This window comes from Actinotalea lenta, from assembly GCF_030586465.1.
In the GTDB taxonomy this organism is placed as follows: domain Bacteria; phylum Actinomycetota; class Actinomycetes; order Actinomycetales; family Cellulomonadaceae; genus Actinotalea; species Actinotalea lenta.
In genome coordinates this window covers 869,655-896,272 of record NZ_JAUQYP010000001.1, presented here as the reverse complement: position 1 = coordinate 896,272, position 26,618 = coordinate 869,655, and the positions used below count along the sequence as shown (strand labels likewise).

General features: G+C 73.0%; 29 protein-coding genes. 18 read left to right on the top strand and 11 right to left on the bottom strand.

Translation table 11 applies throughout. The features are described from left to right. Window positions 1-30: 30 nt before the first annotated feature. The 3 genes from Q6348_RS04175 (at window position 31) to Q6348_RS04165 (ending at window position 2,861) form a co-directional block, all read left to right on the top strand. Complete coding sequence (locus Q6348_RS04175; RefSeq protein WP_169322606.1) at window positions 31-846, top strand: maleylpyruvate isomerase N-terminal domain-containing protein; 816 nt, start codon at window positions 31-33, stop codon at window positions 844-846. A 417-nt stretch (window positions 847-1,263) separates the two neighbouring features. Continuing rightward, window positions 1,264-1,812 carry a hypothetical protein gene (locus Q6348_RS04170; protein WP_304600062.1) on the top strand — a complete coding sequence of 183 codons (549 nt, stop codon included), beginning with the start codon at window positions 1,264-1,266 and terminating at the stop codon, window positions 1,810-1,812. A 47-nt stretch (window positions 1,813-1,859) separates the two neighbouring features. Next, window positions 1,860-2,861, top strand: coding sequence for a prenyltransferase/squalene oxidase repeat-containing protein (locus Q6348_RS04165; protein ID WP_304600061.1), 1,002 nt, complete (start codon window positions 1,860-1,862; stop codon window positions 2,859-2,861). A 46-nt stretch (window positions 2,862-2,907) separates the two neighbouring features. Here the strand turns inward: Q6348_RS04165 and Q6348_RS04160 are convergent, their stop codons facing one another. Continuing rightward, entirely contained in the window at window positions 2,908-3,534 is a 627-nt protein-coding gene (locus tag Q6348_RS04160; protein WP_304600060.1) for a TetR/AcrR family transcriptional regulator, read from the bottom strand. Window positions 3,535-3,635: 101 nt separating this feature from the next. Between Q6348_RS04160 and Q6348_RS04155 the strand changes: the two genes are divergently transcribed. Further along, entirely contained in the window at window positions 3,636-4,589 is a 954-nt protein-coding gene (locus Q6348_RS04155; protein WP_304600059.1) for an ABC transporter ATP-binding protein, read from the top strand. After that, window positions 4,586-6,217, top strand: a complete 1,632-nt coding sequence (locus tag Q6348_RS04150) for an ABC transporter permease (protein WP_304600058.1) — start codon at window positions 4,586-4,588, stop codon at window positions 6,215-6,217. The genes Q6348_RS04155 and Q6348_RS04150 overlap by 4 nt, the downstream gene beginning before the upstream one ends. A gap of 29 nt (window positions 6,218-6,246) precedes the next feature. On the opposite strand, the gene Q6348_RS04145 is transcribed toward Q6348_RS04150, so the two are convergent. The 3 genes from Q6348_RS04145 to Q6348_RS04135 all read right to left on the bottom strand — a co-directional run bounded on the left by Q6348_RS04145 (window position 6,247) and on the right by Q6348_RS04135 (window position 9,115). Then, on the bottom strand, window positions 6,247-7,071 hold the full coding sequence (locus Q6348_RS04145; protein WP_304600057.1) for an aldo/keto reductase: 825 nt from the start codon (window positions 7,069-7,071) through the stop codon (window positions 6,247-6,249). Between the two features lie 76 nt (window positions 7,072-7,147). After that, on the bottom strand, window positions 7,148-7,789 hold the full coding sequence (locus Q6348_RS04140; protein WP_304600056.1) for a DUF308 domain-containing protein: 642 nt from the start codon (window positions 7,787-7,789) through the stop codon (window positions 7,148-7,150). A gap of 9 nt (window positions 7,790-7,798) precedes the next feature. After that, window positions 7,799-9,115, bottom strand: a complete 1,317-nt coding sequence (locus tag Q6348_RS04135; protein WP_304600055.1) for a hypothetical protein — start codon at window positions 9,113-9,115, stop codon at window positions 7,799-7,801. Window positions 9,116-9,329: 214 nt separating this feature from the next. On the opposite strand from Q6348_RS04135, the gene Q6348_RS04130 reads away from it, so the two are divergent. Both Q6348_RS04130 and Q6348_RS04125 read left to right on the top strand, forming a co-directional pair. Continuing rightward, window positions 9,330-10,661, top strand: a complete 1,332-nt coding sequence (locus Q6348_RS04130) for an MFS transporter (RefSeq protein WP_304600054.1) — start codon at window positions 9,330-9,332, stop codon at window positions 10,659-10,661. After that, a complete protein-coding gene (locus Q6348_RS04125) occupies window positions 10,658-12,103 on the top strand; it encodes a pyridoxal phosphate-dependent decarboxylase family protein (protein WP_304600053.1) in 1,446 nt (481 codons plus the stop codon). The genes Q6348_RS04130 and Q6348_RS04125 overlap by 4 nt, the downstream gene beginning before the upstream one ends. 3 nt (window positions 12,104-12,106) lie before the next feature. Here the strand turns inward: Q6348_RS04125 and Q6348_RS04120 are convergent, their stop codons facing one another. Together Q6348_RS04120 and Q6348_RS04115 are read right to left on the bottom strand one after the other, a co-directional pair. After that, a complete protein-coding gene (locus Q6348_RS04120) occupies window positions 12,107-12,580 on the bottom strand; it encodes a GyrI-like domain-containing protein (RefSeq protein WP_304600052.1) in 474 nt (157 codons plus the stop codon). Window positions 12,581-12,618: 38 nt separating this feature from the next. Next, window positions 12,619-13,392 carry a GNAT family N-acetyltransferase gene (locus tag Q6348_RS04115; protein WP_304600051.1) on the bottom strand — a complete coding sequence of 258 codons (774 nt, stop codon included), beginning with the start codon at window positions 13,390-13,392 and terminating at the stop codon, window positions 12,619-12,621. A gap of 118 nt (window positions 13,393-13,510) precedes the next feature. Here Q6348_RS04115 and Q6348_RS04110 point away from each other — a divergent pair, with 118 nt between their 5' ends. The 5 genes from Q6348_RS04110 (at window position 13,511) to Q6348_RS04090 (ending at window position 17,505) form a co-directional block, all read left to right on the top strand. After that, window positions 13,511-14,461: an ABC transporter ATP-binding protein gene (locus Q6348_RS04110; RefSeq protein WP_304600050.1), complete on the top strand. Its 951-nt coding sequence runs from the start codon at window positions 13,511-13,513 to the stop codon at window positions 14,459-14,461. Beyond that, a complete protein-coding gene (locus Q6348_RS04105) occupies window positions 14,448-15,377 on the top strand; it encodes an ABC transporter permease subunit (RefSeq protein ID WP_304600049.1) in 930 nt (309 codons plus the stop codon). Before Q6348_RS04110 ends, Q6348_RS04105 begins: the two co-directional genes overlap by 14 nt. Then, a complete protein-coding gene (locus Q6348_RS04100) occupies window positions 15,374-16,285 on the top strand; it encodes an ABC transporter ATP-binding protein (RefSeq protein WP_304600048.1) in 912 nt (303 codons plus the stop codon). Before Q6348_RS04105 ends, Q6348_RS04100 begins: the two co-directional genes overlap by 4 nt. Continuing rightward, a complete protein-coding gene (locus Q6348_RS04095; RefSeq protein WP_304600047.1) occupies window positions 16,282-17,010 on the top strand; it encodes an ABC transporter permease subunit in 729 nt (242 codons plus the stop codon). Before Q6348_RS04100 ends, Q6348_RS04095 begins: the two co-directional genes overlap by 4 nt. A gap of 90 nt (window positions 17,011-17,100) precedes the next feature. Further along, window positions 17,101-17,505, top strand: coding sequence for a GerW family sporulation protein (locus Q6348_RS04090; RefSeq protein WP_304600046.1), 405 nt, complete (start codon window positions 17,101-17,103; stop codon window positions 17,503-17,505). A 3-nt stretch (window positions 17,506-17,508) separates the two neighbouring features. On the opposite strand, the gene Q6348_RS04085 is transcribed toward Q6348_RS04090, so the two are convergent. From Q6348_RS04085 to Q6348_RS04075, 3 genes are all read right to left on the bottom strand, one after another. Then, the gene (locus Q6348_RS04085; RefSeq protein ID WP_304600045.1) at window positions 17,509-17,925 is read right to left on the bottom strand and encodes a sulfurtransferase; all 417 of its coding nucleotides are present in this window, start codon (window positions 17,923-17,925) and stop codon (window positions 17,509-17,511) included. Between the two features lie 17 nt (window positions 17,926-17,942). Beyond that, a complete protein-coding gene (locus Q6348_RS04080; protein WP_304600044.1) occupies window positions 17,943-18,335 on the bottom strand; it encodes a sulfurtransferase in 393 nt (130 codons plus the stop codon). Window positions 18,336-18,404: 69 nt separating this feature from the next. Then, a complete protein-coding gene (locus Q6348_RS04075; protein ID WP_304600043.1) occupies window positions 18,405-18,905 on the bottom strand; it encodes a hypothetical protein in 501 nt (166 codons plus the stop codon). Window positions 18,906-19,047: 142 nt separating this feature from the next. Here Q6348_RS04075 and Q6348_RS04070 point away from each other — a divergent pair, with 142 nt between their 5' ends. Next, entirely contained in the window at window positions 19,048-19,743 is a 696-nt protein-coding gene (locus Q6348_RS04070) for an NADPH-dependent F420 reductase (RefSeq protein ID WP_304600042.1), read from the top strand. Here Q6348_RS04070 and Q6348_RS04065 read toward each other — a convergent pair. Beyond that, window positions 19,725-21,365 (bottom strand): MFS transporter, encoded by a 1,641-nt coding sequence (locus Q6348_RS04065; RefSeq protein ID WP_304600041.1) that lies wholly within the window; start codon window positions 21,363-21,365, stop codon window positions 19,725-19,727. The two genes, Q6348_RS04070 and Q6348_RS04065, sit on opposite strands and share 19 nt — an antisense overlap. A 69-nt stretch (window positions 21,366-21,434) precedes the next feature. Here Q6348_RS04065 and Q6348_RS04060 point away from each other — a divergent pair, with 69 nt between their 5' ends. From Q6348_RS04060 to Q6348_RS04050, 3 genes are all read left to right on the top strand, one after another. Beyond that, window positions 21,435-22,016, top strand: a complete 582-nt coding sequence (locus Q6348_RS04060; RefSeq protein ID WP_304600040.1) for a TetR/AcrR family transcriptional regulator — start codon at window positions 21,435-21,437, stop codon at window positions 22,014-22,016. A gap of 159 nt (window positions 22,017-22,175) precedes the next feature. Then, window positions 22,176-22,976 (top strand): LLM class flavin-dependent oxidoreductase, encoded by an 801-nt coding sequence (locus tag Q6348_RS04055; protein ID WP_304600039.1) that lies wholly within the window; start codon window positions 22,176-22,178, stop codon window positions 22,974-22,976. Window positions 22,977-23,063: 87 nt separating this feature from the next. Next, window positions 23,064-23,426, top strand: coding sequence for a DsrE family protein (locus Q6348_RS04050; protein ID WP_304600038.1), 363 nt, complete (start codon window positions 23,064-23,066; stop codon window positions 23,424-23,426). A gap of 7 nt (window positions 23,427-23,433) precedes the next feature. On the opposite strand, the gene Q6348_RS04045 is transcribed toward Q6348_RS04050, so the two are convergent. Next, window positions 23,434-24,195, bottom strand: coding sequence for a DUF4386 domain-containing protein (locus Q6348_RS04045; RefSeq protein WP_304600037.1), 762 nt, complete (start codon window positions 24,193-24,195; stop codon window positions 23,434-23,436). A 107-nt stretch (window positions 24,196-24,302) separates the two neighbouring features. On the opposite strand from Q6348_RS04045, the gene Q6348_RS04040 reads away from it, so the two are divergent. Beyond that, window positions 24,303-25,019: a TetR/AcrR family transcriptional regulator gene (locus Q6348_RS04040; protein ID WP_304600036.1), complete on the top strand. Its 717-nt coding sequence runs from the start codon at window positions 24,303-24,305 to the stop codon at window positions 25,017-25,019. Window positions 25,020-25,358: 339 nt separating this feature from the next. Next, window positions 25,359-26,348 (top strand): glycine betaine ABC transporter substrate-binding protein, encoded by a 990-nt coding sequence (locus Q6348_RS04035; RefSeq protein ID WP_304600035.1) that lies wholly within the window; start codon window positions 25,359-25,361, stop codon window positions 26,346-26,348. The last annotated feature ends 270 nt before the right edge of the window (window positions 26,349-26,618 follow it).

Below are 26,618 nucleotides of genomic sequence, written 5' to 3'. Positions count from 1 at the left end.
GTATTCCCCACCTGTCGTAGAGTCTGCAGCATGACGCAGCTCCACGATGACGCCACGCCCGGCCAGACCCCCGACGCGACCGTTGGCCAGGCGCAGGTCGACGCGCTCCAGGCCTCGGTCCGCCGCCTGAAGGACGTGGTCGCAGCCGTGCCTGACCACCAGCTCACGACGCGGGCGTACCCCGCGGAGTGGACGGTCTCGGACGTGCTGTCACACCTGGGGTCCGGAGCCGTCATCACCCAGCGCCGGCTCGAGGACGCCCTCGCCGGTCAGGACACCCCCGCCGAGTTCGCGCCCGGCGTCTGGGATCTCTGGAACGCCAAGGGCCCGGAGGCGCAGCGCGACGACGCCCTGGCGGCCGACGCGGAGCTGCTCGAGCGCCTCGAGGCCGTGGCCGCCCAGGAGAGGGCGGCCTTCGCGTCAAGCATGGGCCCCATGACGCTCGACTTCGCCCAGTTCGTCGGGATGCGGCTGAACGAGCACGCCTTCCACACCTGGGACATCGAGGTCGTCCAGAACCCGGCCGCCACCATCCCCGGGTCGGCCGCCGAGCTGCTCGTCGACAACCTCGAGCTCGTGGCCAGGTTCACAGGGCAACCGACCGGAGACACAGCGACCTTCGCGGTCCTCACGACCGACCCAGCACGCGCCTTCGTCGTCGAGCTGACACCGACCAGCGCGGTGCTCACGCCCCAAGCGGCGGGAACGGAGGCGCATGACCTCACGCTTCCCGGGGAGGCCTTCGCCCGCCTCGTCTACGGCCGACTGGATGCAGCGCACACACCGACCGGCGTGGACGCGGACGCGGCGCTGCAGAAGCTCAGGCAGGCATTCCCCGGACCGTAGACGTCCGCCTCACAGGTCGGTGCGCCGTGGCGATGTGGGGCCGTCGCCACTGCCCACTCCGGCCCCCAGGTCGGTAGCAGTTCTGGTAGCAGTTTCTCTGGGTACAGGCCGATCTCGGGACGTCCCCGCCGGATGCTGCACTGGGCATGACCTGCACTGACGTACCCGCGCAGGTCCGCCTGCACCCCCTCCAGGCCACTTGGAAAGCGTGTTGGGTTAACAGCCCTCGGGGGTTCGAATCCCCCATCCTCCGCTCTGATGACGCGGGACATCGTTCATGGGTGTCCCGCGTCATCGTTCGTCGCGGAGCCCTCGGCCGCCCGCCGGTCCGGGCCGCGGACGGCGGCGCGTCACGCTCGATCACGATGCCCTGTTCGGCCCTAGCTTCCCCATGATGCAGCTGCGAAGCTCGCGGCCATGGACGTCCGGCACGCGCGCTTCGTGCGCAGCGGGCTGGATGCAGCAGGGGTCGCCGAGCTCGAGCTGGTCGACGCCCTCGCCGAGGAGCTGGCCGACCACCTGGTGTCCCAGGCCGCGCGCATCGACGTGGTCCACGTCCACCGGGCCCAGTCCAGCGCCGTGCAGTCGATCGTTGCCGACCTCCTGCGCGAACAGCTCGGGTTCCGCGACGAGGTCGTGCTCACGCCGCAGGACGGGTTCGTCACGCACGCCAGGCCCGACTTCGTCTACAGCCTCGGGCCCGGCCGCGGGATCATCGCCGAGGTCGAGCGCGGCGGGACCACGACGAACAACCACGACCTCAAGGACCTGTGGAAGACCCACATCGCCAGCGACGCCCAACACCTGTTCCTCATCGTGCCCAACGCCAACTGGAACGAGGCAGGCGTGGCGCGCGAGCACCCCTACACGCGCGTCCTGACCCGCCTCGGCTCGTTCTTCGGCGACCCGCGCCGCGAGATCGACGTCGTCAGCCTGCACGTCTTCGGCTACGGGCGAGAGGCCTGACTGCCGGGCCGGCTCCAGCAGCTCGCGCGCCGGCGTAGCGTGGTCGCATGGGCGGCCGGACCGCGCAGCTCGACCGGCGCACCGTCGCGTGGCTGCTCGACGGCGACGACGCTTCGGTGCGGTATCTCACGCTGACGAGCCTGCTCGGCATGCCGCCCGAGACCCCCGAGGTCGAGGCGGCACGGGCCGCGATCATGACCGAGGGCACGGTGCCGCGCATCCTCGCCGCGCAGCTGGACGACGGGCACTGGCAGGCACGCGACCGCTTCTACACCGACAAGTACCGGGGGACGGTCTGGCAGCTGGTCATCCTCGCGGAGCTCGTGGCCGACGGGGCCGAGCCCCGGGTGCGCGCAGCCTGTGAGGCGATCCTGCGCGACTCGCAGGACCGCGAGTCCGGCGCCTTCTCGATGGCCCGCGACAAGCGCGCCGGCGGTGGCCTGCACCGCCAGGTCATCCCGTGCCTGACCGGGAACATGGTCTGGAGCCTCATCCGGCTCGGCATGGCGGACGACCCGCGCGTGCGGCGTGCGCTCGACTGGATCACCACGTACCAGCGCTTCGACGACGGCGACGACGAGGCCCCCACGGGTTGGCCCTATCAGCCCTATGAGATCTGCTGGGGCCGGCACACCTGCCACATGGGCGTGGTCAAGGCGCTCAAGGCGCTCGCTGCGATCCCTCCGGACCGGCGTTCCCCCGCGGTGGCGCAGAGCCTGGCGGACGGCGCGGAGTTCATGTTGCGCCACCACGTCCACAAGCGCAGCCACGACCTGACGAAGGTCGCCAAGCCCGGCTGGCGGCGGTTCGGCTTCCCGCTGATGTACCAGACCGATGTGCTCGAGGTCCTGGGGATCCTCACGTCGCTCGGGTACCGCGACGAACGCATGGTCGAGGCGCTGGACCTCGTCGCCGACGCGGCGGACGCGGACGGCCGATGGAGCCTGGCGAGCACGTTCAACGACCGGTTCGTCGTGCCGATCGAGACCAAGGGCGAGCCAAGCCGGTGGGTGACGCTCCGGGCGCTGCAGGTGTTGTCCGCGGCGTGATCACCGGGGCGTCGCCGGCTGGGTGCGGAACCCGGGGCTCACCTGATCAGGGCGACGCGGCGCGGCTGACCGCGCCGTCGATCTGCAGACCGCGCTCGAGCAGGTCCAGGCACCGGTCCAGGACGTCGCGCAGCGGCTCGGCGAACGCGGTGCCCTGCCAGTGGTGCAGCCCACCGAGCAGCGCGCCCACGACGACGTGCGCGAGCACCTGGACCTCGAGGTCGTTCGCGGACCGGGACAGGCGTTCGGCGAACACCTCCCCGAGGGTCTCCGAGGCGGCGTAGACCTGCCGGGCCAGCGCGGCCTCGAGCGCGGGGTCGGACATGACGTGCCGCATCTGCCGACGGGTGCGCTCCTCGTCCCCGACGAGGTGGTCCATCACCGCGCGCAGCATCCGGCGCGTCACGTCGAGGGGTGAGCCGTCGGCGTCGTCCTCGAGGCGCGCCGCGGAGGTGTCGAACTCGAACTCACCCAGCAGGACGATCTGCTCCTTGGACCCGAAGTAGCGGTAGACGCTGCTCGGTGAGACGTCCGAGGCGTCCGCGATCTGCTCGACCGTCACGCGCTCGTAGCCATGCTCGTCGAACAGGTCCAGCGCCACGTCCTGGATGCGCGCCATGGCGGCCGCGCGCTTGCGGTGCCGCAGGCCGATCTCCTGCCCCAGGTCTGTCACACCCCCCAGGGTACGACACTGGCAGCGGCTTTCTCTTGACAGTTACTATCAACCCGCTGATACTCGCTTTTGACAGCGACTGTCACTTGAGCGAGGTCGAGATGGACGACGTCATCCGCACCCGAGGACTGGTCAAGACCTTCGGGCGCACGCGAGCCCTCGACGGCGTCGACCTCACGGTCGCGCGCGGTGAGGTCCACGGCTTCCTCGGGCCCAACGGAGCCGGCAAGTCCACCACCATCCGCGTACTGCTCGGCCTGCTGCGCAAGGACGCCGGCGAGGCCACGCTGCTCGGCGGTGACCCGTGGCACGACGCCGTGGCCCTGCACCGCCGCCTCGCCTACGTCCCCGGCGACGTGCACCTGTGGCCCACCCTCACCGGGGGCGAGGCCATCGACCTGCTCGGCGAGCTGCGCGGCCGCTCGGACCGGCGGCGCCGGGACGAGCTCGTCGAACGCTTCCAGCTCGACCCCACGAAGAAGTGCGGGACCTACTCCAAGGGCAACCGGCAGAAGGTCGCGATGGTCGCCGGGCTGGCGGCCGACGTCGAGCTGTTCCTGCTCGACGAGCCCACGAGCGGCCTGGACCCGCTCATGGAGACGATCTTCCAGGACGTCGTGCGCCACATGCGCGACGCCGGCGCGACCGTCCTGCTGTCCAGCCACATCCTCGCGGAGGCCGAGGCGCTGTGCGACCGGATCTCGATCATCCGCGAGGGCCGGGTCGTGGAGTCCGGCACGCTCGCCGAGCTACGACACCTGACCCGCACGTCGGTGCAGGTCACGGCCCAGCACCCGATCACGGACCTCGCGGCGCTGCCCGGTGTCACGGTCGTGTCGACCCAGGACGCGCGGTCGGCCCAGCTCGAGGTCGACACCGACCGGCTCGGCGCCGTCATCGAGCGCCTGGGCCCGCGCGGGGTCCTCAGCCTCACGTGCTCGCCACCCACCCTCGAGGAGCTCTTCCTGCGGCACTACGGCCAGGAGCTGACCGCCGCGCACGAGCACGACGCCCTCGTCGCAGCACACTCCCGCGCCGGGTCGGAGGAGCCATGACCACGCTCACGCGGACGGCCCGGCTCCTCCGCCTCGCCCTGCGCCGGGACCGGATCCTGCTGCCCACGTGGATCGTCGCGATCAGCGGCATCGCCTGGGCCACCGTGGAGAGCTACACCGCGATGATGAGCGACGCCGCGCAGCGCCTGGCCACCGCGACGTACGCCGCTGGGAACCCGATCGCGCGGCTCATGGACGGCCCCGCCGCGGGTACCGACCTCGGCGCGATGTCGATGGTCGAGTCCTACCAGGTGCTCGCGATCCTCACCGCCCTGATGAGCGGCCAGGCCGTCGTGCGCCACACGCGCCAGGACGAGGAGACCGGCCGCGCGGAGCTCATCGGCTCGGCCGTGGTCGGCCGGCACGCGCGGTTGTCGGCCGCGCTGCTCATCACCCTGGGGGCGAACGTCGTGCTGGGGCTCGCCGTCGCCGCCGCCCTGGTCGCGAGCGACCTGGGGACGACCGGCGCGCTCGCGGCCGGGCTCTCCGTGGCCGGCCTCGGCTGGGTGTTCGCGGGGGTCGCGGCCGTGGCGTCCCAGGTCTTCGGGACGGCCCGCGCGGCCAACGCGGCCGTCGGCGCGGCCCTGGGCGTGGCGTTCCTGCTGCGCGCGGTCGGCGACCTGCTCGGACACGTCGCGGACAGCGGGGTGCAGGTGATCAGCGCCTGGCCGTCCTGGCTGTCACCCATCGGGTGGGGACAGCAGCTGCGCCCGTTCCAGGAGGACAACTGGTGGATCGCCGGGCTCTTCGGCGGCCTGACGCTGGTGCTGGCCTCGGTCGCCTACGTGCTGGCCGACCACCGCGACGTCGGCGCCGGCATGGTCACCCCCCGCCCAGGGCCGGCGCACGCCGCACCCGGGCTGGGCACCGACCTCGGGCTGGCCTGGCGGCTCCAGCGCGGCACGCTGCTCACCTGGCTCGGCGGCCTCGTGGCGCTCACCGCCGTGTTCGCCTCGGTCGCCGACAGCGCCGAGGACCTCGTGGCCGAGAACGACCAGCTCGCCGAGATCCTCGGGCGACTCGCACCGCAGGGCACCGTGGTCGACCTGTACTTCACGCTGACCATGGCGATCATCGGCATCGCGGCCGCCGGGTACACCGTCCAGGTGCTGCTGAGGATGCGTGCCGAGGAGACCACCGGCCGGCTGGAGCCCGTGCTCGCCACCGCGGTCGACCGCTACGCCTGGATGACCCGGCACGTGACGATCGCCTTCGGGGGCACGGCGGTCATCCTCGCGCTCTCGGGCCTGGCCGGTGGCGTGGTCTACGGCGCGATGACAGGTCGCTGGGCGGTCGGGGTCGGGGGGCTGGTCGCAGCGGCCCTGGCGAACGCGGCCGCCGCGCTCGCGCTGGGCGGCTTCGTGGTGGCCACCTTCGGGCTGATCCCCCGCTGGGCGGGTGCGCTCGCGTGGAGCGCCCTCGCGGGCAGCCTCGTGGTGGGCCAGCTCGGGGCGCTGCTCGAGCTGCCGCAGGCCGTGCTCAACCTCTCCCCGTTCACGCACGTCCCGGCGATCCCGGCCGACGCGTTCGAGCTCACGCCCGTGCTGGTGCTCCTCGGGGTCGCAGGGGGGCTCACGGCCGTGGGGATGCTGGCGTTCCGCCACCGGGACGCGGGCGTGGTGGCCTAGCGGCGGTCGTGCCGCGGAGCCACCGGCCGCTACATCTCCTCGTGGGTGTTCGGGTCCGCTCCGAACAGCCGCCCGTCCGGTCGGCCGAGTGCCGTGATCGCCTCGACCTCGTCGTCCGCGAGCGTGAAGCCCCCGAGGTCGAGGTTCTCGCGCTGGCGCGCGGGGTTGCCGGACTTCGGGATGGGGACCGCACCGATCTGCTGGTGCCAGCGCAGGATCACCCGCGCCGGGGTCACCCCGTGCGCTTCAGCGGCGGCCACCACCGGTGCCGACTCCTTGACCGGTGCACCCTTGCCCAGCGGGCTCCACGACTCGGTCACGATGTCGTGCTCGGCGTGGAACGCGCGCAGCTCGACCTGCGGGAAGAACGGGTGCAGCTCCACCTGGTTCACGGCGGGCATCACGCCCGTGGCGTCGGCGACCCGGGTGAGGAACTCGGGCGTGAAGTTGGAGACGCCGATCGAGCGGACCCGGCCCTCCTCCTTCAACCGCACCATCGCCCGGAACGTGTCGACGAACCTGTCGACGCTCGGGTTCGGCCAGTGGATGAGGTAGAGGTCGATCGTGTCGAGCCCGAGCGCGGCCGCGGAGCGCTCGAAGGAGGCGAGCGTCTCGTCGTATCCGTGGTCCCGGCCCGGGATCTTGGTCGTGACCACGATCTCGTCGCGCGGCACCCCGGTGCGGGCCACCGCACGGCCGACGGCGTCCTCGTTGCGGTAGTTCACGGCGCTGTCGATCAACCGGTAGCCGACGTCCAGGGCGCTGAGGATCGCGTCGGTACCCTCCTCGCCACGCAACGGGTAGGTGCCGAAACCGATGTCCGGGATGGTCGTTCCGTCGTTCAGAGCAGGCATGACCGCGACGCTACGCCACCCGGCGGGGCACGCGCTGCGCGGCCCGCGATCGGAGCGGAGCGCGCGCCGGCGATCCCTACAGGACCGTGCCCTCGATCACCTCGGGGCCCTGCTGGTCCTGGTCCGGCCCGGCGCTCCCGGCCGCCCACCGGTCGACGAACCTGTTCACCCGCCTGCGCACCACCACGCCCGCGACCACGCCGACGACGCCCACCGCGACCAGCGTCCCGCCGAGCGCCACGGCGATCCCCACCAGGCCGACCCCGGGCTCCAGCAGGAAGACCACCCCGAGCGCGAGCTGCGCGACGGCGAGCACGACAAGAGTGGTCCGGCTGCGGCGAGCGCGACCGGAGACCAGCACCGCGACATCCCCGGCGGCGCCCAGCAGGAGCCCGATCCCGATCGCCCAGCCGAGCACGTCGGTGGACCCGGAGATGTTCAGCAACGCGGCCACGCCCGCCACCGCCAGCACCACGCCGGTCAGCACAGTGACCCCGCGGCGCGGGCCCGACCAGCTCGCCACCGCCATGCCGAGCGCGATCCGGCCCAGCCCGGTGATGAGCAACCACAGCGCGACCGCGACGGTGAGGAGTGTCACCGTCGCCTCGGGCGCGGCGAGCAGCAGACCACCCGCGGCGGCGACCAGGACGCCGACCGCGACGAGCGGCACCCAGGTGATCGCGGCGACGGAGCGCAACGCGGCAGCATCGGAGGTCATGGATCGAGCCTAGGCACGCTTCGTGAGCGGCGCCCGCACGGGCGCGCCATGCCCGTCGGTGCCCGACGACGAGGGGTCCGTCCGCCGGTGCACGTGGTCCGCGACCGCGGCGCCGGTCACGATCGCCCGGGCCGTCCACGCGAGGAGCACGACCAGGATCACGTTGCGCGCCGCAAGCACGGTCGCGGGAATCCCCAGCCCCGCGGTGATGCCCGGGTAGAGCCACGGGAACACCGCCTGCGTCACCCCGGCGACCACCAGCACCCAGCGGGCCGTCCGCCGCCAGCCCGGCAGGCCGAGGCCGAGCGCGGCCACCACCGGAGGGGCGAGCCACGTCATGTACTGCGGGGAACCGACCTTGTCGAGGACGATCATGGCCACGGTCACCAGCAGCGCGCCGCGGACCACCAGCTCGGCGGCTCCCGCCCGGTCCGACGACCAGCAGTCGCCCCTTCGTTCGCGTCGCCACCACACGAGCCCGGCGACCAGGACCATGCCCACCGCGAAGAGCCCGCCGAGCGCGACGGTCGCGGCCTGGGTCCCCCACCCGTGCAGCTCCCAGTCGTTGAGCGCCCGGTTGTCCACCCTGGTGATGGCCGGGGTGGCCACGGACGCGAGCAGCCAGGGCGTCGCCCCGACGGCCTCGAGCTGCATCCCGCGACCGCCCTGGTCGGTGAGGAAGGACAGGATGTGGCGTCCGTCCCCGACGACCATGACCGTGCCCACCACGAGCGCGCTGAGGCCGACCGCCGGGGCGAGCACCTCGCGCCACGGCCGGCGCGCCACGGCGAAGAGCGGCCAGAGCAGGGCGCCCGGCGCGACCTTGATCCACGCCCCGGCGGTGAGCAGGACCGCCGCGACGGCGGGGCGGTCCAGGGCCCACAGCAGCGCCGCGAGCATGATCGGCACGACGACGGCGTCCAGGCGACCCATCCCCACCGGCCCGAGCAGCAGCAGGAACGCCGTCCACCACCACGCGCCGGCCATGCCGTGCGGGCGACGCAGCAGCACGAGGAGTGCGGCGGCGTCCAGCGCGGTGACCATGAGGCACCACGCGACCGCGTAGCCGACGCCGGACTGCAGCCCCCCGACGGCAGCGACCAGCTGGGGCAGGACGGCCCCGGCCGGGTAGACGGAGGTGGTGTCGAGCACCGGCCACCAGCCGTGGTCGACTCCCAGCCACATCCAGTAGCGGTACAGCTCCAGGTCACCGAAGGCCCGGGCGAGCATCGCGATGCCCACCAGCGCGTTCCACGCGTGCACGGCCAGGAAGGAGGCCCAGAGCAGCCCGCGCCGGGCCGTGTGCTCCCTGATCGCCTCGCGCACCGAGCCGCCTTCCTGGACATGGGACGACGCGACGCTAGTGACAGTTCCTGGATACCGACTGAGTGCGCCCCCGCACTGCGAGCGTAGGCGAGGACGTCACGCGCCGCCGGGCGGATGCGACCACAGCCGTGACCGGTGCCCCGGGCCCTCGGGGACCTGCCCGGAGCACTGCATACCGGGGTACCGGACGGCCCGTCCGCTAGGGTCCTGGCCCATGGCGCGGACGCTGGACCCCGCAGCGCGGCGGGGATACGGGCTGGGCTCCGTCGCGACGGGCGCGTTCGGGACCGTCCCCGGGCTGCTCCTGCTGCCCTACCTCACCGACCGGCTGGGGGTGGCGGCCGGCCTCGCCGGGGTGATCGTGCTCCTGCCCAAGGCCTGGGACGTGCTGATGAACCCGGTGGCCGGTGGCGTGAGCGACCGCTCGACGAGCCCCGCCGGGCGTCGCCGCCCGTTCCTGCTGCGCGCGGGCCTGACCCTTGCGGTGCTCTTCGTGCTGCTGTTCTCCGGGCCGACGTCCCCGCGCGGCATCGCGGCCGGCTGGGTCGTGGTGCTGTTCCTGGCGTGCGCGACGGCCTACGCGTTCTTCCAGGTGCCCTACGTGGCGATGCCCGCCGAGCTGACCGACGACTACGCCGAGCGCACGCGCCTGATGAGCTGGCGGGTGGCGATCCTCGCGCTGGCGATCCTGGTCAGTGGAGGCCTGTCCCCGATGATCCGCAACCAGCTCGGCCCGGACTGGGGCTACCGGGGCGTCGGCATCTTCGTCGGCGTGCTCATCGCCACCGGAACGCTGGGAGCGTGGTGGGGGACCCGCCGCGCGCCGGTGGACTCCTACGGCACCGCGGGCACCAGCCTGCGCGAGCAGCTGCGCGTGGTCGCCGCCGCGAGGGACTTCCGGATCCTGCTGACCGGGTTCGTCATCCAGGCCCTGGCCACCGGGGCGATGCTCGCCGGGGTGGACTACGTGTCCCGCGAGCTGTTGGGCGGCTCCGGGATGTCCACCGTGCTGTTCGTCTGCTTCGTAGGACCGGCGCTGCTGGTCACCCCGCTGTGGCAGCGGTACGCGGCGTCCCGGGACAAGCGCACCGGGTTCGTCGTGGCTTCGGTCCTGCTGGGGGGCGGCGCGCTGTCGACGCTGGGCGCACTGCACCTGGCCGACGCGCTCGTCCCGGTCACGTTGGCGGCGGCGGGCGTCGGCTACGCAGGCTGCCAGATGTTCCCGCTGTCGATGCTCGCGGACGCCGCGGCCGTGGATGCACTGCGCACCGGTCACAACCGGGTCGGCGTGTACACCGGGGTATGGACCGCGGGCGAGACGCTGGGCCTGGCGTTCGGGCCGTTCGTATACGCGGCGGTCCTGGGCGTGGGCGGCTACGTGTCCTCGACCACGGGTGACGTCACGCAGCCTGCGTCCGCGCTGACCGCGATCGGCTGGGGGTTCACCGTGGTCCCCGCCGTGCTGGTCGCGCTGTCGCTGATCGTCGTGACCCGGTACGGCTTGGACGAGGACGAGGTGCGACGAGCACGGGAGGTGGCGACATGAGCGGTGACGTCGGGACGCCGGCAGGTGGCTGGGGGCGTGCGGAGATCCTGCAGCGACTTCAGGCTCTGCGCGCGCACGACCTGCCCGCGCACGGCGGTCGGACACTGGCCTACGTCTACGACTCGGGGCTGGCACAGGCGGACGCGATCGGCCTGGAGGCCCTCCAGCTGTTCGCCGCCTCCAACGGGCTGGACCCCACCGCGTTCCCGTCCCTGCTGCGCATGGAGAACGACCTGGTCGCCTGGGCGGGCCGGCTGCTCGACGCACCCGACGGGTTCGTCGGCTCGGCGACGTCCGGTGGTACCGAGTCGCTGCTGCTCGCCGTGCTGGCGGCCCGGGACGCCCGGCCGGACATCGCGCGGCCGTCGATGGTCCTGCCCACCACCGCGCACGCCGCCTTCCACAAGGCAGCCCACTACTTCGGCGTGCGGCCGGTCCTGGTGGACGTCGACCCCGTCACCTATCGCGCGGACCCCGCGGCCATGGCGGCGGCGATCGACGACACGACGGTGCTGGTGGTGGCGTCGGCGCCGTCCTACGCGCACGGCGTGATCGACCCCGTGCCGCAGATCGCGGCCGCAGCGGCGGAGCGCGGGGTCCGGTGCCACGTCGACGCGTGCATCGGCGGGTGGGTGCTGCCGTACCTGGACCACGTCGAGCCCTGGACCTTCGCCGTCCCCGGCGTCACCAGCATGAGCGTCGACCTGCACAAGTACGCCTACACCCCCAAGGGCGTCTCCTTGCTGCTGCACCGTGACGCGGCTCTGCGCCGCACCCAGCTGTTCGCCTCGGCCAGCTGGCCGGGCTACACGATGCTCAACTCGACGGTGCAGTCCACCAAGTCAGGCGGGCCGCTCGCTGCGGCCTGGGCCGTGGTGCACCACATCGGCGACGAGGGCTACCGGCGGCTGGTGGGCGCCGCGCGCCGCGCGACCCTGGAGCTCGCCGACGCGGTGGCGCAGATCCCGGCGCTGTCCGTGGTGGTCCCGCCCGACGCGACGCTGCTCACGCTCGTCACGGACGGGTCCTGCGACGTGTTCACGCTCGCCGACGAGATGCTCACCCGCGGATGGTTCGTGCAGCCGCAGATGACGTTCCGGGACATGCCCGCCACGCTGCATCTCACGCTCAGCGCGGCGACGGCCCCGAGCGTCCCGGAGTTCGTCGACGCCCTGCGCGCGTCGGTCGCCGCCGCGCAGGACGCCGGACCCGTGAGGGTCCCGGCACAGCTCGCCGACGCCGTCGCCACCCTGGACCCGGCGTCCCTGGACGAGTCGGCCTTCGCAGGCCTGCTGCGGATGGCCGGGTTGGCCGACGAGGACGGGGACCTGGCGCTGCCGGACCGGATGGCCGCCGTGAACGCCGTGCTGGACGCCGCCCCCGCACCGGTCCGCGAGGCCCTGCTGCTGGGCGTGCTCGACCGGCTCAGCCGACCGAGCTGACCCTCACCCGGACACCAGGGCGCCGACCACCGGCCAGACCACCCGGGTGCGCCAGTCGCACGGGTCGGGCGACGCGTCCGGACCCACCAGGTACTGCTCCCACATGACCGGGCCGCCGTGCACGCCGTGCTGCGCGAACCAGGCCATCAGCGCGGCGTAGGTGGTCTCCATCGCGTCGTAGCGGCCGCAGTGCACCAGCTCGGCGACCCGGCCCCCGGGCAGCACCTCGGCGACCAGTCCCTCCGGGGCGTCGGCCGGCACCGTCGTGGGGAACCCCGCGGTCACCGTGGCGGTCGCCCCCACGGCCGCGTCGTAGACCGCGACGGGCGGCCCGGCGGGTTCGAGCCCCTGTCCCTCCAGCGCCGCGGCCACCGCGGTGAACGCCCGCCCGAAGAACTCCGGTAGGTCCTGCACCGCGACGACACCGTGCATCCCGAGCATCGGCTGCTCGTCGATCTCGCGCACCGAGACGTCCATGACCCCTCCTCTCGACGTTCCTCTTCCGAGGTACGCCGTCAGCGGGCGCGTGGCGTGAGCACAAGGTCCCTGAGCAGGTCGGCACCGTCGGACCCGACGCCGGGCCAGGCCGACAGCTCCGCGCGGCTGAACCGCCGCAAGCCGCGCAGGTCGTCGATCCCGCGTGCGCGCAACGCCACCAGGAGGCGGTCCGGCACCTGCCCGGCGAGGCCGGCGAGCGGCTGCGCCGGGGCGTCGGCCCGGGCAGGGAACGTGGCGTCGAACGCGGCGACCTCGGACGGGTCGAGACGGAACACCGGGTCCTCGTGGAACTCCCCGTGCACGCCGTCCAGGCCCCCGGCCGTGAGGGCGAGCGCCATCAGCGCATCGAACGTCGCGCCGCCCGGCGCGGTGATCCCCACGCTCGCGGCCCGGACGAACCCGAAGCGGGGGTAGTAGTCCGGGTGCCCGTACACGACGACCGCGCGGTGCCCCAGCCGGGCGGCTCGCGCCAAGGTGTGCCGCATCAGCGCGGAACCCACGCCCTGTCCCTGATGGGACGGGAGCACGCTGAGCGGCCCGAACGTCAGGACCTCGTGCCGGGCCCGCGGGCCCTGCACCCAGGCTCGCGAGTAGACCACGTGGCCGACGAGCTCACCGTCCTCCTCCGCGACCACGTCGAGCTCGCGCACGAACGACGGCGCGGACCGCAGCCGGCGCACCAGCAGGTGCTCGTCGCAGCGCGGGCCGCTGGTGCCCCAGAACGCGTCGCGGGTCAGGACCTCCACCGCGCGGTGGTCGCGTCGCTCCTCGGGACGCAGCACGAGCCTCACGCCTCGAGGATCGCGGAGCGCGGGCCGTCCCGCGAGGGCATGACCGGGCGTCGCTCAGGGTCGGGTCAGGGACCTCCCTCATAGTGGTCGGGGGCACGCGTGCGCCACGATCACTTCCATGCAGACCACCGGCCGCGAACCCGCCGCCGCTCAGGCTGTCGCCACCCACGAGCTGACCCGGACGTTCGGGCCGGTGACCGCTCTCTCCCGGCTCGACGTGACGATGCCGCGCGGCGTGGTCGGCCTGGTCGGCGCGAACGGCGCCGGCAAGTCCACCCTCATCAAGATCCTGCTCGGGCTGCTGCGACCCACCTCCGGGCGGGCCGAGGTGCTCGGCCTGGACTGCGGCACCGACGGCCCGGCGATCCGGCGCCTCGTCGGCTACATGCCGGAGAGCGAGTGCCTGCCCCCGGACGTCTCGGCCACCGAGCTCGTGGTGCACCTGGCCCGGATGTCCGGGCTGCCGGCCGAGGTCGCCCGCGAGCGCACCGCGGACACCCTGCGCCACGTCGGGCTGCACGAGGAGCGCTACCGGCCGATCGGCGGGTACTCCACCGGCATGAAGCAGCGCGTGAAGCTCGCCCAGGCGCTCGTGCACGACCCGCGTCTGGTGCTCCTCGACGAGCCGACGAACGGCCTGGACCCGGCGGGCCGGGACGAGATGCTCGGCCTGATCCAGCGGATCAGCACGGACTTCGGGATCTCCGTGCTGGTGACCTCGCACCTGCTGGGCGAGCTGGAGCGCATCGCCGACCACCTCGTGGTGATCGATGGCGGCGTGCTGCAGCGCTCGACGTCCACCGCGGACGCGACGCGGCTCAGCGGGGTGATCCTGGTGGAGGTGACCGACCGCGCCGACGAGCTGGTCGCGCGGCTCAGGGCGATCGGCGCCCGGGTGGCCGAGGGCGGCGGGCAGTCGTTCACCGTCGAACCCACCGACGACGCGGTCCTGGACGCCGTGCAGGGCGGCGCTGCCGACCTGGGCGTGGGCCTGGTGCGCATGCAGCGGCGGCGCCACCACCTGACCGAGATGTTCCGGGAGCAGGAGGTCACCGATGTCCGGCGTTGAACCCATCGGTGCACCCGTGCCGCCCGGTGACCCCGGCCCAGCGGGAGACGTCATCCACGACCTCGGTTTCCGGCACTACGACGGGCCGCGGCTCGGCCGCGGGTGGGTGGTGCGCTCGCTGCTGGTGGAGACCGTGCGCGGGGTGTTCGGGCTCGGCAGACCCGCCCGGTCCAAGATCATGCCGTGGGTGCTGATCGGCATCCTGCTCGCACCACCGCTGGTGCTCGCGCTGTCCGTGCTCCTGACCCGCAGCCGGGAGCTGCCGTTGTCCTACACGGCCTACCCCGTGGCGATGCAGCTGGTCGTGACGCTCTTCGTGGCCGGCGCGGCGCCGTACTGCGTGTCGCGGGACCTGCGGCACGGCGTGATGCCGCTGTACCTGTCCCGCCCGATGACCCGCGCGGACTACGTGCTGGCCAAGGTCGCGGGGCTGAGCCTGGCGCTGTTCGCGGTGCTCGCGTCGGCCGAGACGCTGCTGCTGGTGGGTGCGCTGCTGGCGAAGCTGCCGGTGGGCGACCAGCTCGGTGGCTGGGCCGGGGGGCTGGTCACCGCGGCGGTGCTGTCCGTGCTCCTCGCGGTGATCGGCCTGGTGGTCGCCGCGGTCACCCCGCGGCGCGGCCTGGGGGTCGCCGCGATCATCACCGGCCTGGTGGTGATCACCGGCGTGGCCCAGCTGCTCACCGCGATCGCGTCGGAGCGCGGGTACGACGCGCTGGCGTCCTACCTGCCCGTGCTCGACCCGTACCGGTTGGTCGACGCCCTGGCGGTGCGTGTGCTGGGCGTGGGCGCGGCCGATGGCATGACCTACCCGGCCGGTGTGGGTGGCGCGCTCGTCCTGGCCGCGATCCTCGCGGCCGTGGTCGCGGGCGGTCTCGCGCTCCTGGTCCGGCGCTACCGGAAGGGCGGTGGGCTGTGAGCACGCTCGTCCTGGACCGTGTATCGCGCTGGTACGGCAACGTGGTGGCGGTCAACGACGTGACGATGACCGTCGGCCCCGGGGTGACCGGGCTGCTCGGCCCCAACGGCGCCGGGAAGTCCACCCTGATCGCGATGATGGGCGGCTTCCTCGCGCCGTCGACGGGCACGGTCACCCTGGACGGCGCCCCGGTGTGGCGCCACCCCGGCATCTACCGCCAGATCGGCCTCGTGCCGGAGACCGAGGCGATGTACGACATGGTCACCGGCTGGCAGCTGGTGCTGGCGAACGCCCGGCTGCACCGCCTGGCGGACCCCACCGCTGCCGCCCGCGCCGCGCTGGAGACCGTGGGCATGACGGACGCCAAGGACCGGGAGGTGGCCACCTACTCCAAGGGCATGAAGCAGCGCGTCAAGATGGCCACGGCCCTGGTGCACGACCCGTCGGTCCTGCTGCTGGACGAGCCCTTCACGGGGATGGACCCGCGCCAGCGCCTGCACCTGATGGACCTGCTGCACAGGCTCGGCGACCAGGGCCGCACGGTGCTGTTCTCCAGCCACATCCTCGAGGAGGTCGAGGAGATCGCCGGGACCATCGAGGTGCTGGTGGCCGGCCGGCACGCCGCGTCGGGCGACTTCCGGCGGATCCGCCGTCTGATGACGGAACGGCCGCACCAGTACACGATCTCCTCGAGCGACGACCGTCGCCTCGCGGCTGCGATCATCGCCGACGGCTGCGCGGACACCGTCGACCTGACCGCCGGCACGCTCGCGGTGCAGGCTCCGGACCTGGGGGCGTTCGTGCACGCCCTGCCTCGACTCGCGCGCGAGCACGGCGTCCGACTGCTCGAGGTCTCTCCCGCCGACGAGTCGCTGGAGAGCGTCTTCGCCTACCTGGTGGCCCGATGAACCCCGTCGTGATGTCCCTGACCCTGCGCGGCCTGCTCGGCCGGCGCCGGTCCGTGCTTCTGGTACTGCTGCCGCTGCTGCTGGTGGGTCTGGCGGGCCTGGTGCGCTGGGCCTCGGGCGCGGACCCGGCCCAGACCGTGCCGCTGGTCGACGGGCTGGGCCTGGGCACGCTGCTGCCGCTGACCTGCCTGCTGATCGGCACCGGGGTGATCGGCTCCGAGATCGACGACGGCTCCATCGTGTACCTGCTGGCCAAGCCCGTTGCCCGGCGCACGATCCTGCTGTCGAAGCTCGTGGTCGCGTGGGGCGCGGCGCTGGTGTTCGCGGTGCTGCCCACCGTGCTCGCCGTGGAGGTCGCGGGCGACGAGGGTGCGCGACTCGCGCTGGGGGTGGGGGTCACCGCCGCGCTCGCGGCGCTGGCCTACGTGGCGATCTTCGTCGCACTGTCGGTGGTGACCCGCAACGCGGTCATCCTCGGGCTGCTGTACGCGCTGCTGTGGGAGTCGGTGCTCGGCGGTTACGTGCCCGGGGTCCGGGACGTCAGCGTCCGGCAGTGGGCCCTCGCGGCGGGAGAACGGACGCTGGGGGGCGACGCCGGTCCGTGGGGGGTGACCTCGGACGTCGCACTGCCCGCCGCGCTCGTGCTGCTCGGCGTCGTCACGGTGGGCGCAGTGGTGCTGGGCGTCCGGCGCCTCCAGACGCTCCGCCTGACGCCCGCCGAGTGAGGTCCCGGGTCGCACGGCCCTCGCCTGCACGGCTGCCGCACGCCAGACTGGACCGCCACGGCGCACCCGCGCCGAGCGGAGGAGACTCACGTGAACGTCGACGAGATGATGCAGGGCGTCCGCGATGCCCTCACGGTGCGCCGCGTGTTCGGCGAACCGATCGAGCGGGGCGACCGGACCGTCGTGCCCGTGGCCAAGGTCTACGGCAGCGCCGGGGGCGGCGGCGGCAAGAACGCGCGCGGCGACGACGGTGAGGGCGGTGGCTTCGCGGTGCACGCCCGCCCTGTCGGCGTGTACGTCGTGACCGGCAGCCAGGTGCGGTGGATCCCGGCGGTCGACCCCGTCCGCATCATGGCGGTGGCCGGGCTCACGAGCGTCGGGATGCTCGTCGCGATCGGCCGGATCGTACGGTCGGCCAACGTCGGTCCCAGCCGGTCGGCGCGAGCGGCCGCGCTGCTGCGTGCCGCGGCCAAGGCCCGCGCCGCCCGCCGCTGACCGTCAGTCGCCGGTGGCGATCGGGCGGCGGGGATCCCGCACCCAGTGCGACCAGGAGCCCGGGTACAGGGCGATCTCGACGTTGGCGTCGCGCCCGGCCAGGACCAGCTGGGACGCGGTGACACCGGAGCCGCAGTAGGCGGCGACCACACCCGTGAGGTCGCCGTCGGGCAGCAGCGCCGCACGGGCCTCGTCGGGCGGCAGGTAGCGGCCGTCGGGACGCTGCACCGCCGTGGTGGGGCAGCTGACCGCGCCCGGGATATGACCGGCCACCGGGTCGACCGGCTCGACGTCACCACGGAACCGCTCCGCGGCCCGCGCGTCCAGCAACCGACCCAGACCACCGGCCAGGACCTGGTCCGCGTCCACGACGGGCATCGCGCCCGGGCGCACGACGACGTCCTCGGTGGGTTCGGGCACGACCTCGCAGGTCTCGGTCAGCCCCCGGCGCCGACCCAGGCCTGATAGCCACCGTCCAGCACCCGCACGGCCTCGTGACCGACCCACCGCAGGCACCACCAGGCGCGCGCCGCCGGCCCACCGGCACCCCCGTCGTAGACGACGACGTCGCGGTCCGGCGAGATCCCCAGCCGCTGCATCATCGCGGTGAGCTGCGCCGAGGAGGGCAGCGGGTGGCGACCCCCGTCGCCCGGAGGGGCCGCGAGCTCGGCGTCCAGGTCGCAGAAGACCGCACCGGGGAGGTGTCCGAGGAGGTAGCTCTCGTGGTCGGAGCCGGCCAGCACCCATCGGACGTCGACCAGCAGGGGCCGACCACCCGATGCGAGCTCGGCCCGCAGCTCCTCCACCTGGACCAGCGCGGGAGTCGTCACGGCGCAACTCTGCCACCCGCCGGGGCCCGCCCGACCGCGCCGACCGGGCAGCCGCGTCACCGCTCCGCGCTAGGAACCGCCGTCCTGAGGCCACGGCTCGATCAGGACGCTCACGGTCACGGGGCCCACCTCCAGCGTCGCGGGACCCGGCTCCGCGTCCGTCGGCACCGTCGTGTGGAAGCGCAGCGCGTAGCGGTCCGCGGCACCGGCGGCGTCCGCGGAGCCGAGCTCCCAGCGGTGGCTCCCCTGGGTGAGCACCACGGCGACGTCGCGCATCGGCGACTCCGTATCACCCCGGCTGACGACGGGTCCGCCGCAGCCCGGCCCGCCGATCTGGACGGACCCGGTGTCGTCACAACCGTTGCGGAACCACTCGCCCGAGACGGTCATCGGTTCCTCGACGTGCAGCACCACCGTGCCGTCGGCGGCCACCGGCTCGGCCTCCCCGGCAGCCACCCAGACCAGCGGTGCGACGCAGGACGCGACCGCGACCGTCGGGGCCGCGACGCCGAGGACGCCGGCACACAGCACGAGCATGGCCACCCAGGCCGTCCCGCGGCGTCGTCGCACCCGTCGATCATGCCGTGCTCGCGCATCGCGCCGCCAGGCTCCCGCCCGTTGATCACTCGTGCGACGCGCCTCGCACCCCACTCCGCCGATCCCGAGCGCCGAGGGCGGGAATTCCGCGACCCCGTCGTCGCTTGCCGCAGGTATGACCACATGGGGATTCATCGGTAGCGGAAACATCGGCAGCACCGTCGCCAGGCTGGCGGTCGACGCCGGGCACGACGTCGTGATGAGCAACAGCCGAGGGCCGGAGACCCTCGCGGACCTGGTCGCGGAGCTCGGACCGCACGCGCGCGCCGCGGACGCACGCACCGCGGCCGCCGAGGGCGACGTCGCCGTCGTGACCATCCCGCTCAAGGCCTACCGCGACGTCCCGGTGGCGGAGCTCGACGGCAAGGTGGTCATGGACACCATGAACTACTACCCGCAGCGCGACGGGCAGATCCCGGAGCTCGACGAGGAGTCGACCACCACCTCCGAGCTGCTCCAGGAGCACCTGCCGGGCAGCCACGTGGTGAAGGTGTTCAACAACATCGCCTACCCGCACCTCGCGGGGCTGGCGCGACCCTCCGGGAGCCCGGAGCGCAGCGCCCTGGCGATCGCGGGTGACGACGCTCAGGCCAAGGCGGCCGTCACGCGGCTGCTCGACGAGATCGGGTACGACGCGTACGACCTGGGGCCGCTGGCCGAGGGCTGGCGCACCCAGCGCGACACGTCGGCGTACGGGCTGATCTACGCCTCCGACCCGGCCAACTGGTTCTCGGCGCCGCCGAGGCAGGTCACGGCCGGCGACCTGGCCGAGGCCGCCGGCCGCGCGCAGCGCTACCGCGACATGGGCTGAGCGCGGCGACGGCGGCGCGGCTCCCGCGCCGCCTCGGCGGCCGCGCCGCGCGGGGTCGGGGGCACGTACGGAAGCGCCCAGGTGGCGGCGAGCCCGACCGCGATGACGATGGCTGCCCCGCCCGTGGTCACCTTGCTCGCGTGCACCAGGGCGGCGGCGGCGGTGTCACCGGCGGTCGCGGTGGCCGGGTCGGCCTGCAGCCCGGGGATGGCCGAGCCGGCGGAGCTCGTCACCGCGTGCACCACCGGTTCGCGCTGGGCTGCGGGCACGCCCGCGTCGGCCAACCGGCTGCTGGTGGTGGTGCCGAGCGAGGTGAGCAGGAGGGTGCCGAGCACGGCGACCCCCAGGGCGGACCCGAGCTGCCGGAAGGTGCTCTGCAGGCCCGAGGCCTGCCCGGACTCGGCGACCGGGATCTCCGCGAGGATCACGCTGGTCAGCTGGGCCGTGGCCATGCCGACGCCGGCACCGTACCCGAACAGCCACGCGGCGATCACCCAGCCGCTGAGCCCCTGGCTCAGGGTGAGGGCGAGGCCGCCGACCGCGACGGCCTCCAGCGCCAGGCCGATCCGGACCACTGCTCGGCCGCCCAGCCGGGCGGTGAGCTCGGGGGTCGCCCCGGAGACCAGGAACGTGCCGATCGCGAGACTGACGATCAGCCATCCGGTTCCCAGGGCGGAGTAGCCGAGGGCGTTCTGCAGCAGCAGCGGCAGGGTGAAGATCAGCCCGAACTCGCCCAGCGCGACGATCAGCGCGGCGATGGACCCGAACCGGAAGGACCGCACGCCCAGCAGCGACAGGTCGACGAGCACGACCTTCCCCGTCCTGCGGCGTCGGCGCTGCACCAGCACGAACCCGACCATGAGGGCGACCCCAGCGGTCAGCGCGACCGGGACGGGGGACAGCGTGCCGGACCCCTGGCGCCACCACCCGTAGGTGCGGCTCTCGATGAGCGCGAACACGATCGCCCCCATGCCCACGGCCGACAGCAGCACACCCGCCCAGTCGAGCCCCCGCTCGGTGCTCTCGTCCCTCGTCTCCGGCACCACGGTGAGGATGCCGGCCAGCACCGCGATGCCCACCGGGACGCTCAGCCAGAACGCCCAGCGCCACGAGACGTCGGTGGTCAGCCAGCCACCCACCAGCGGGCCGACGGCAGCCATGCCGCCGATCGTGGACCCCCACACCGCGAAGGCGATGGCCCGCTCCCGGCCGACGAAGATCGCGTTGAGGGTGGACAACGTCGCGGGCAGGATCATCGCCGCCCCGATGCCCTGCACGAGCCGCGCGGCGATCAGCAGGGCACCTGAACCGGCGGCCCCGGCCGCGAGGCTGGCCAGCACGAAGATCGTCATCCCGAGCGCGAAGAGCCGACGGCGCCCGTAGAGGTCGCCGACCCTCCCCAGGGTGAGCAGCAGGGCGGCGAACAGGAGCGAGTAGACGGCGTTCATCCACTCGGCCTCGGTGGCGCTGAGGCCGATGTCCTCGATCACGACGGGCAGTGCGACGTTCACCACCGTGGCGTCCATGATGATCAGCGAGACTCCGAGCGCGACCGCCGCGAGCGCCCACCAGCGGTGAGCAGGGGCGGGTCGAGCGGGTGCGGTAGTTTTGTCGACGTTCACGTCGGCATCTTATCGACGCGCGCGTCGGTAACAAGTCGAGCGGGCGGACCCGTCAGGACAGGAGGTCCCGTGCCGAAGATCGACGCCCCCACGGTGGCCGAGCACCACCGCCTGCGCCGGGCCGCCCTGCTGCGTGCCGCCCAGGAGCTCGTGGCCACCGGCGGTCTGGAGTCGCTGACGCTGACCGCGGTGGGACGTGCGGCCGGGCTGGCACGGTCGAGCGTCTACCAGTACTTCGACTCCCCCGCCGCCCTGATCGCCGCCCTGGTCGAAGACCTCATGCCCCGTTCCGCCGAGCACCTCGCGTCGGCCGCCACCCCGGGCGAACCGGCCGACCGTGTCGAGGCCTTCGTCCGGGCCGCGCTGCGGACCGCCACGGACCCGACCCACCGGGCCCTGGCGGAGCTCACCTCCGGACCGGCGGACGCCGTACCCGAGGAGTGCACCGCGCGGCTCGCGGAGCTGCACCGCGACCAGGCCGCACCGCTGCGCGCGGCGCTCGTCGACCTCGACGTCGCCGAACCGGAGCTCACGACGGACCTCCTGATGGGTGTGGTGCAGGCTGCGGTGCACGCCGTGCTGGCCGGCCGGCCGCTCGACGCGGTGACGAGCCGCACCCTCGCGGTGGTGCACGGCGCGATCAGCGCCTGATCCGCCCCTACGGGTCTGCGCCGAGCCCGCGGGGCTACGCCGAGCCCGGGGATTCCCACCCCCGATCTCGACGGGCGGGGCGGTGGCGGGGCGTGCCGCTTGGGTGTCGGTGGGCGGGCCTAGGGTCGTCGGCGCTGGGGGCGGCGCCTGGGAGGCATGATGCGGTACGGGATCGAGGTCGTGCCGTTCGGCGAGTACACCGACCCACGACGGGTGGTGGAGCTCGCCCACGCGGCCGAGGACGCGGGGTGGGACGCCATCTCCGTGTGGGACCACGCGCACTTCTGGGGAGGCGTGGGCGACCCCTGGGTCACGCTGGCGGCCGTGGCGGTGCGGACGGCGCGGCTGAGACTCCTGACCGGCGTGACCCCCGTGCCCCGGTACCGCCCGCACCTGCTGGCCCGCACGCTGCACGCCCTCGACGCGCTGAGCGAGGGGCGGGTCACGCTCGGCGCAGGCCTGGGGGTGGACGAGGACCTGGACCCGGTGGGCGACGGTGCCGCCGCCCGAGTCCGAGCCTCGATGACCGACGAGGCACTCCCCCTGATCACGAGATGGCTCGCCGGCGAGACGGTCACCCATGCCGGCGCGCACTACCGCGCCGAGGCCGTGCAGGTGTGCCCAGGTCCCGTCCAGGACCACGTGCCGGTGTGGGTCGGCGGGAGCAGCGGTGCGGCACTCCGGCGCGCGGCCCGCTGGGACGGCTGGTTCGCCGGCTGCATCGACGAGGCCAGGCGAGTCCTGGTCGGACCCGAACGGATCGCCGAACGCGTCGACGAGCTGCGCGGGTACGGCGCGTCCCCGGTGGATGTCGCCGTCAACGGCACGACCGAGCCGGGCGACCGCCTCCCTGCGCAGTACGAGGAGGCTGGCGCCACGTGGTGGTTCGAGTCGCTGTTCGGGCTACGGGGCAGCCCCACCGAGCTCCTCGAACGCGTCAGCGCCGGGCCGCCCACCTGACCACGGCACCGACCCTGGTCGCCGGTCCGACGTGCACCGGACACCCGGGGTCCTCCACACTGGCGCCACCCGACGGCGGAGGACCCCATGGCACGACTCCTGTTCACCTGCAGCCACGGTGCGGACGACCCGGAACGTGCCACGGTGCCGTTCAACGCGGCGTGTGCGGCTGCGGTCTCGGGCCACACGGTCACCGTGGTCTGCACGAGCGACGCGGTGCCGCTGGGCACCCGGGGCGGCGCCACCGACGTCACCGCCCCGGGGATGACGCCCGTCGCGGAGCTGGTCGACACCCTCCTGGCCTCGGGCGGCTCCATCTGGCTGTGCAGCGCGTGCACCGGACCGCGCGGGATCACCGACGAGCACCTGCTCGAGGGGGCCAGCATCGTCGGCGCCGCGACCATCGTCGAGGAGGTCGCGGGTGGGGCGACCAGCATCAGCCTGACCTAGCAGCGACTCAGGCCGGCAGGCGCCGGGTGCGCAGCAGCCACAGTCCGAACCAGCCCTCGCCGACCATGGACGGCAGCGCGACCACCGCGAGCATCACCGACGCGACGGCGCCGTAGTCGGGCAGCACGAGGTGTGCGACCGTGTCCGCGAGGTAGGCGACACCCGCCAGCGCAAGCAGCGCAGCCAGGACGCGCGGGGCGTACCCCGAGCGCAGCAGCAGCGCCGCCACGAGCACGAGATGCAGCCCGAACACGGCCAGCCCGATCAGCCACGCGGCGTCGAACGACCGCACCGCGAGCATGACCTGCGCATCGGTCGCGGCCCCGAGCGCGTCGGGGTACGCACCGCCGAGCATGACCGGCACCTGGGCGAAGAACACCAGGCCCGCGCCCAGCATCACGCTGTAGGCCAGCCGGGACCACGCTGCGAGCATCGACAGGTCGTGGTGCACCCGGCGCAGGGCCACGTGCAGCGCCCAGGCGATGACGAGATCCACGAGGAAGACCGCCAGGAACGCCACCAGGCCGAGGCGGAAGAGCCCGAGGTTCTCGGCGATGTTCGCCGCGGTCGCGCTCGCGTCCCCGTCGACGACGAGCCGGTTGCGCACGCCGAAGTTCGCGAGCACGGCCAGCACGTAGATGACGAGGTAGCCGACCCCCGCGACCCGGGCGGCGCGGCGAGGCAAGACGCCGGCGGCCCGGTCCGCCGCAGCCGGCGGGGCCGGCTGGGGGAATCGGACCGCGGTGTCGGACTCCGTAGTGGTGGACATGATCACTCCTGGGCGATAGACGTGTAGTACTTAGTACGAGAACGTCTTGACGGTAGCCGTACTTAGTACGATGGTCAAGGCTCTGCCGGTGACGAGGAGGAGAACCGATGGCCGACCGCACGCTGACCCGGGACCGCGTGCTCGCGGGCGCCTTGGCGCTGGCCGACGAGATCGGCGTCGAGGCGTTCACGATGCGGCGCCTGGCCGCTGCGCTGGGCACGAAGCCGATGTCGATCTACTACCACGTGCCAGGCAAGGAGGAGATCCTCGACGGCATCGTCGACCTGGTGTTCGGCGAGATCGAGGCCCCGCCGACGTCTCTGCCCTGGACCGAGGCGATGCGCCGCCGGTGCCGCTCCGCCCGGGAGGTGCTTCGCCGCCACCCCTGGGCACCACCGCTGATGGAGTCCCGGACGTCACCAGGTCCGCTGTCGCTGGCCCACCACGACGCCGTGATCCGTTGCCTGCGCGAGGGAGGGCTCTCGTGGCAGTGGACCGCCCACGCGTACGCCACGCTCGACGCGTTCGTCTACGGCTTCGCGCTCCAGGAGGCCGCGCTGCCCTTCGGCGGAGGAGAGGAGCTCGGCGACCTCGCCTCCGAGCTCACCGAGGCGCTGCCGACGGATCGCTACCCACACTTCGTGGCGTTCACCGTCGAGCACGTCCTGCAGCCGGGTTACCGGTTCGCAGACTCGTTCGACGTGGGGCTCGACCTGATCCTTGCCGGCCTGTCGTCACGAGCCCGCGATGACAGCCCACCCGGCCGCGTCGGGGGCGGTCGGAGTGACGCGTCCGCGACGACGAAGCCCTCCCGCGGGGATTGACTCGGGACAGAGGGCGCAGAACACTTGAGACCCCGGCGAGGCGCCGGAGCAGGTACCCCTGTGCACATCAGGCCTCGTTTGTCCAGGGCTGGCGCATATCGATGTGGTACCGGTTAGGTGTCGACCCGGTCGCAGGTTCCCTGATCGCCCTCCCTGCCCGGGGGCCCGTCCACAGCCCTCGGTATGCTGGAAGACCCCCGCAGCCGGGTCTGGCTGTCGTTCGTGTTCGCGGGAGATGCCGCAAGAGGTGCACCTGTGAGTTGGCCGGCAACGTGAGGCCCGGGGCCCTGTGTGGCCCGTTGCGCGGGATTGCTCTGAACCCGACCAAAGGTGAACAGGATGCGAAACCGTAAGAAGTCCGTACTTATCTCCTGTCTCGGCATCGTCGCGAGTCTCAGCCTCGCGGCGTGCTCCAGCGGCAGCAGCAGCTCCGACACGTCAAGCGCCGCGGGGGGCGACTCGAGCACGTCCAGCTCGGCCGGTGGCAACGAGCTCGATGGCGTGAGCATCACCGTCGGCTCGAAGAACTTCACCGAGAACATCCTTCTCGGCGAGATGCTCGTCCAGGCCCTCGAGCACCAGGGCGCCAACGTCACGGACCAGACCAACCTCGGCGGTACGTCCGTCAACCGCCAGGCACTGATGAGTGGGGACATCGACGTCTACCCGGACTACAACGGCACCGGCTGGACCGTGCACCTTGGCCAGGAGGACCCGAGCAACGACCCCCAGACGTTGTTCGACAAGACCGCCAAGATGGACCTTGAGAAGAACCAGATCAAGTGGGTCGGGATGTCGAAGTTCAACGACACCTACGGCTTCGCGGCGAACGGCGACCTGGCCAAGAAGCAGCCCGACGGCAGCTTCGACTTCCAGTCGATGGCCGACTACCTGAAGGCGAACCCGGACGCCACGCTGTGCCTGGAGAGCGAGTTCCCGGACCGTCCGGACGGGCTCATCCTGTTCGAGAACGCCACCGGGTACTCGGTGCCGCAGAGCCAGATCAAGATCCTGGACACGGGTCTGATCTACACCCAGACGTCGCAGGGCGAGTGCCAGTTCGGTGAGGTCTTCACGACCGACGGGCGCATCAGCGCCCTGAACCTGAGCCTGGTCAACGACCCGGGCGTCATGATCCTGTACAACGCCTCCTACACCTTCCGCGACAAGGTCTACGAGGCGCACGCCGACACGTACGACAAGATTGCCAACACGATCCTCGACTCGCTGGACAACACCAAGATGGCCGAGCTCAACGCGAAGGTCGATGTCGAAGGCAAGGATGCGAAGGACGTGGCAGCGTCCTACCTGGACTCCATCGGTCTCTGACCGCACGGGTCCGGAGCGCGGAGCGCTCCGTGAACGCCGACGCCCCCGGCCGCACCTGCGGCCGGGGGCGTCGCTCGTCTCCGGCATGTCGACCGCGCCGGGGGCCGGTCGCAACAGGGCGCGAGGCGGAGTCGGGTGCGCGCGAACCGAGTGCGGGGTGCAGGGGCCCGACGCTCAGGACGGCGCCCCCAGGGCAGAGGGGTCGCCTCGGCGGCGACCCCGCCGTGGGTCGCCGCGGCACTGCCGTGGCGCCAGAGGCAGCGCAGGGTG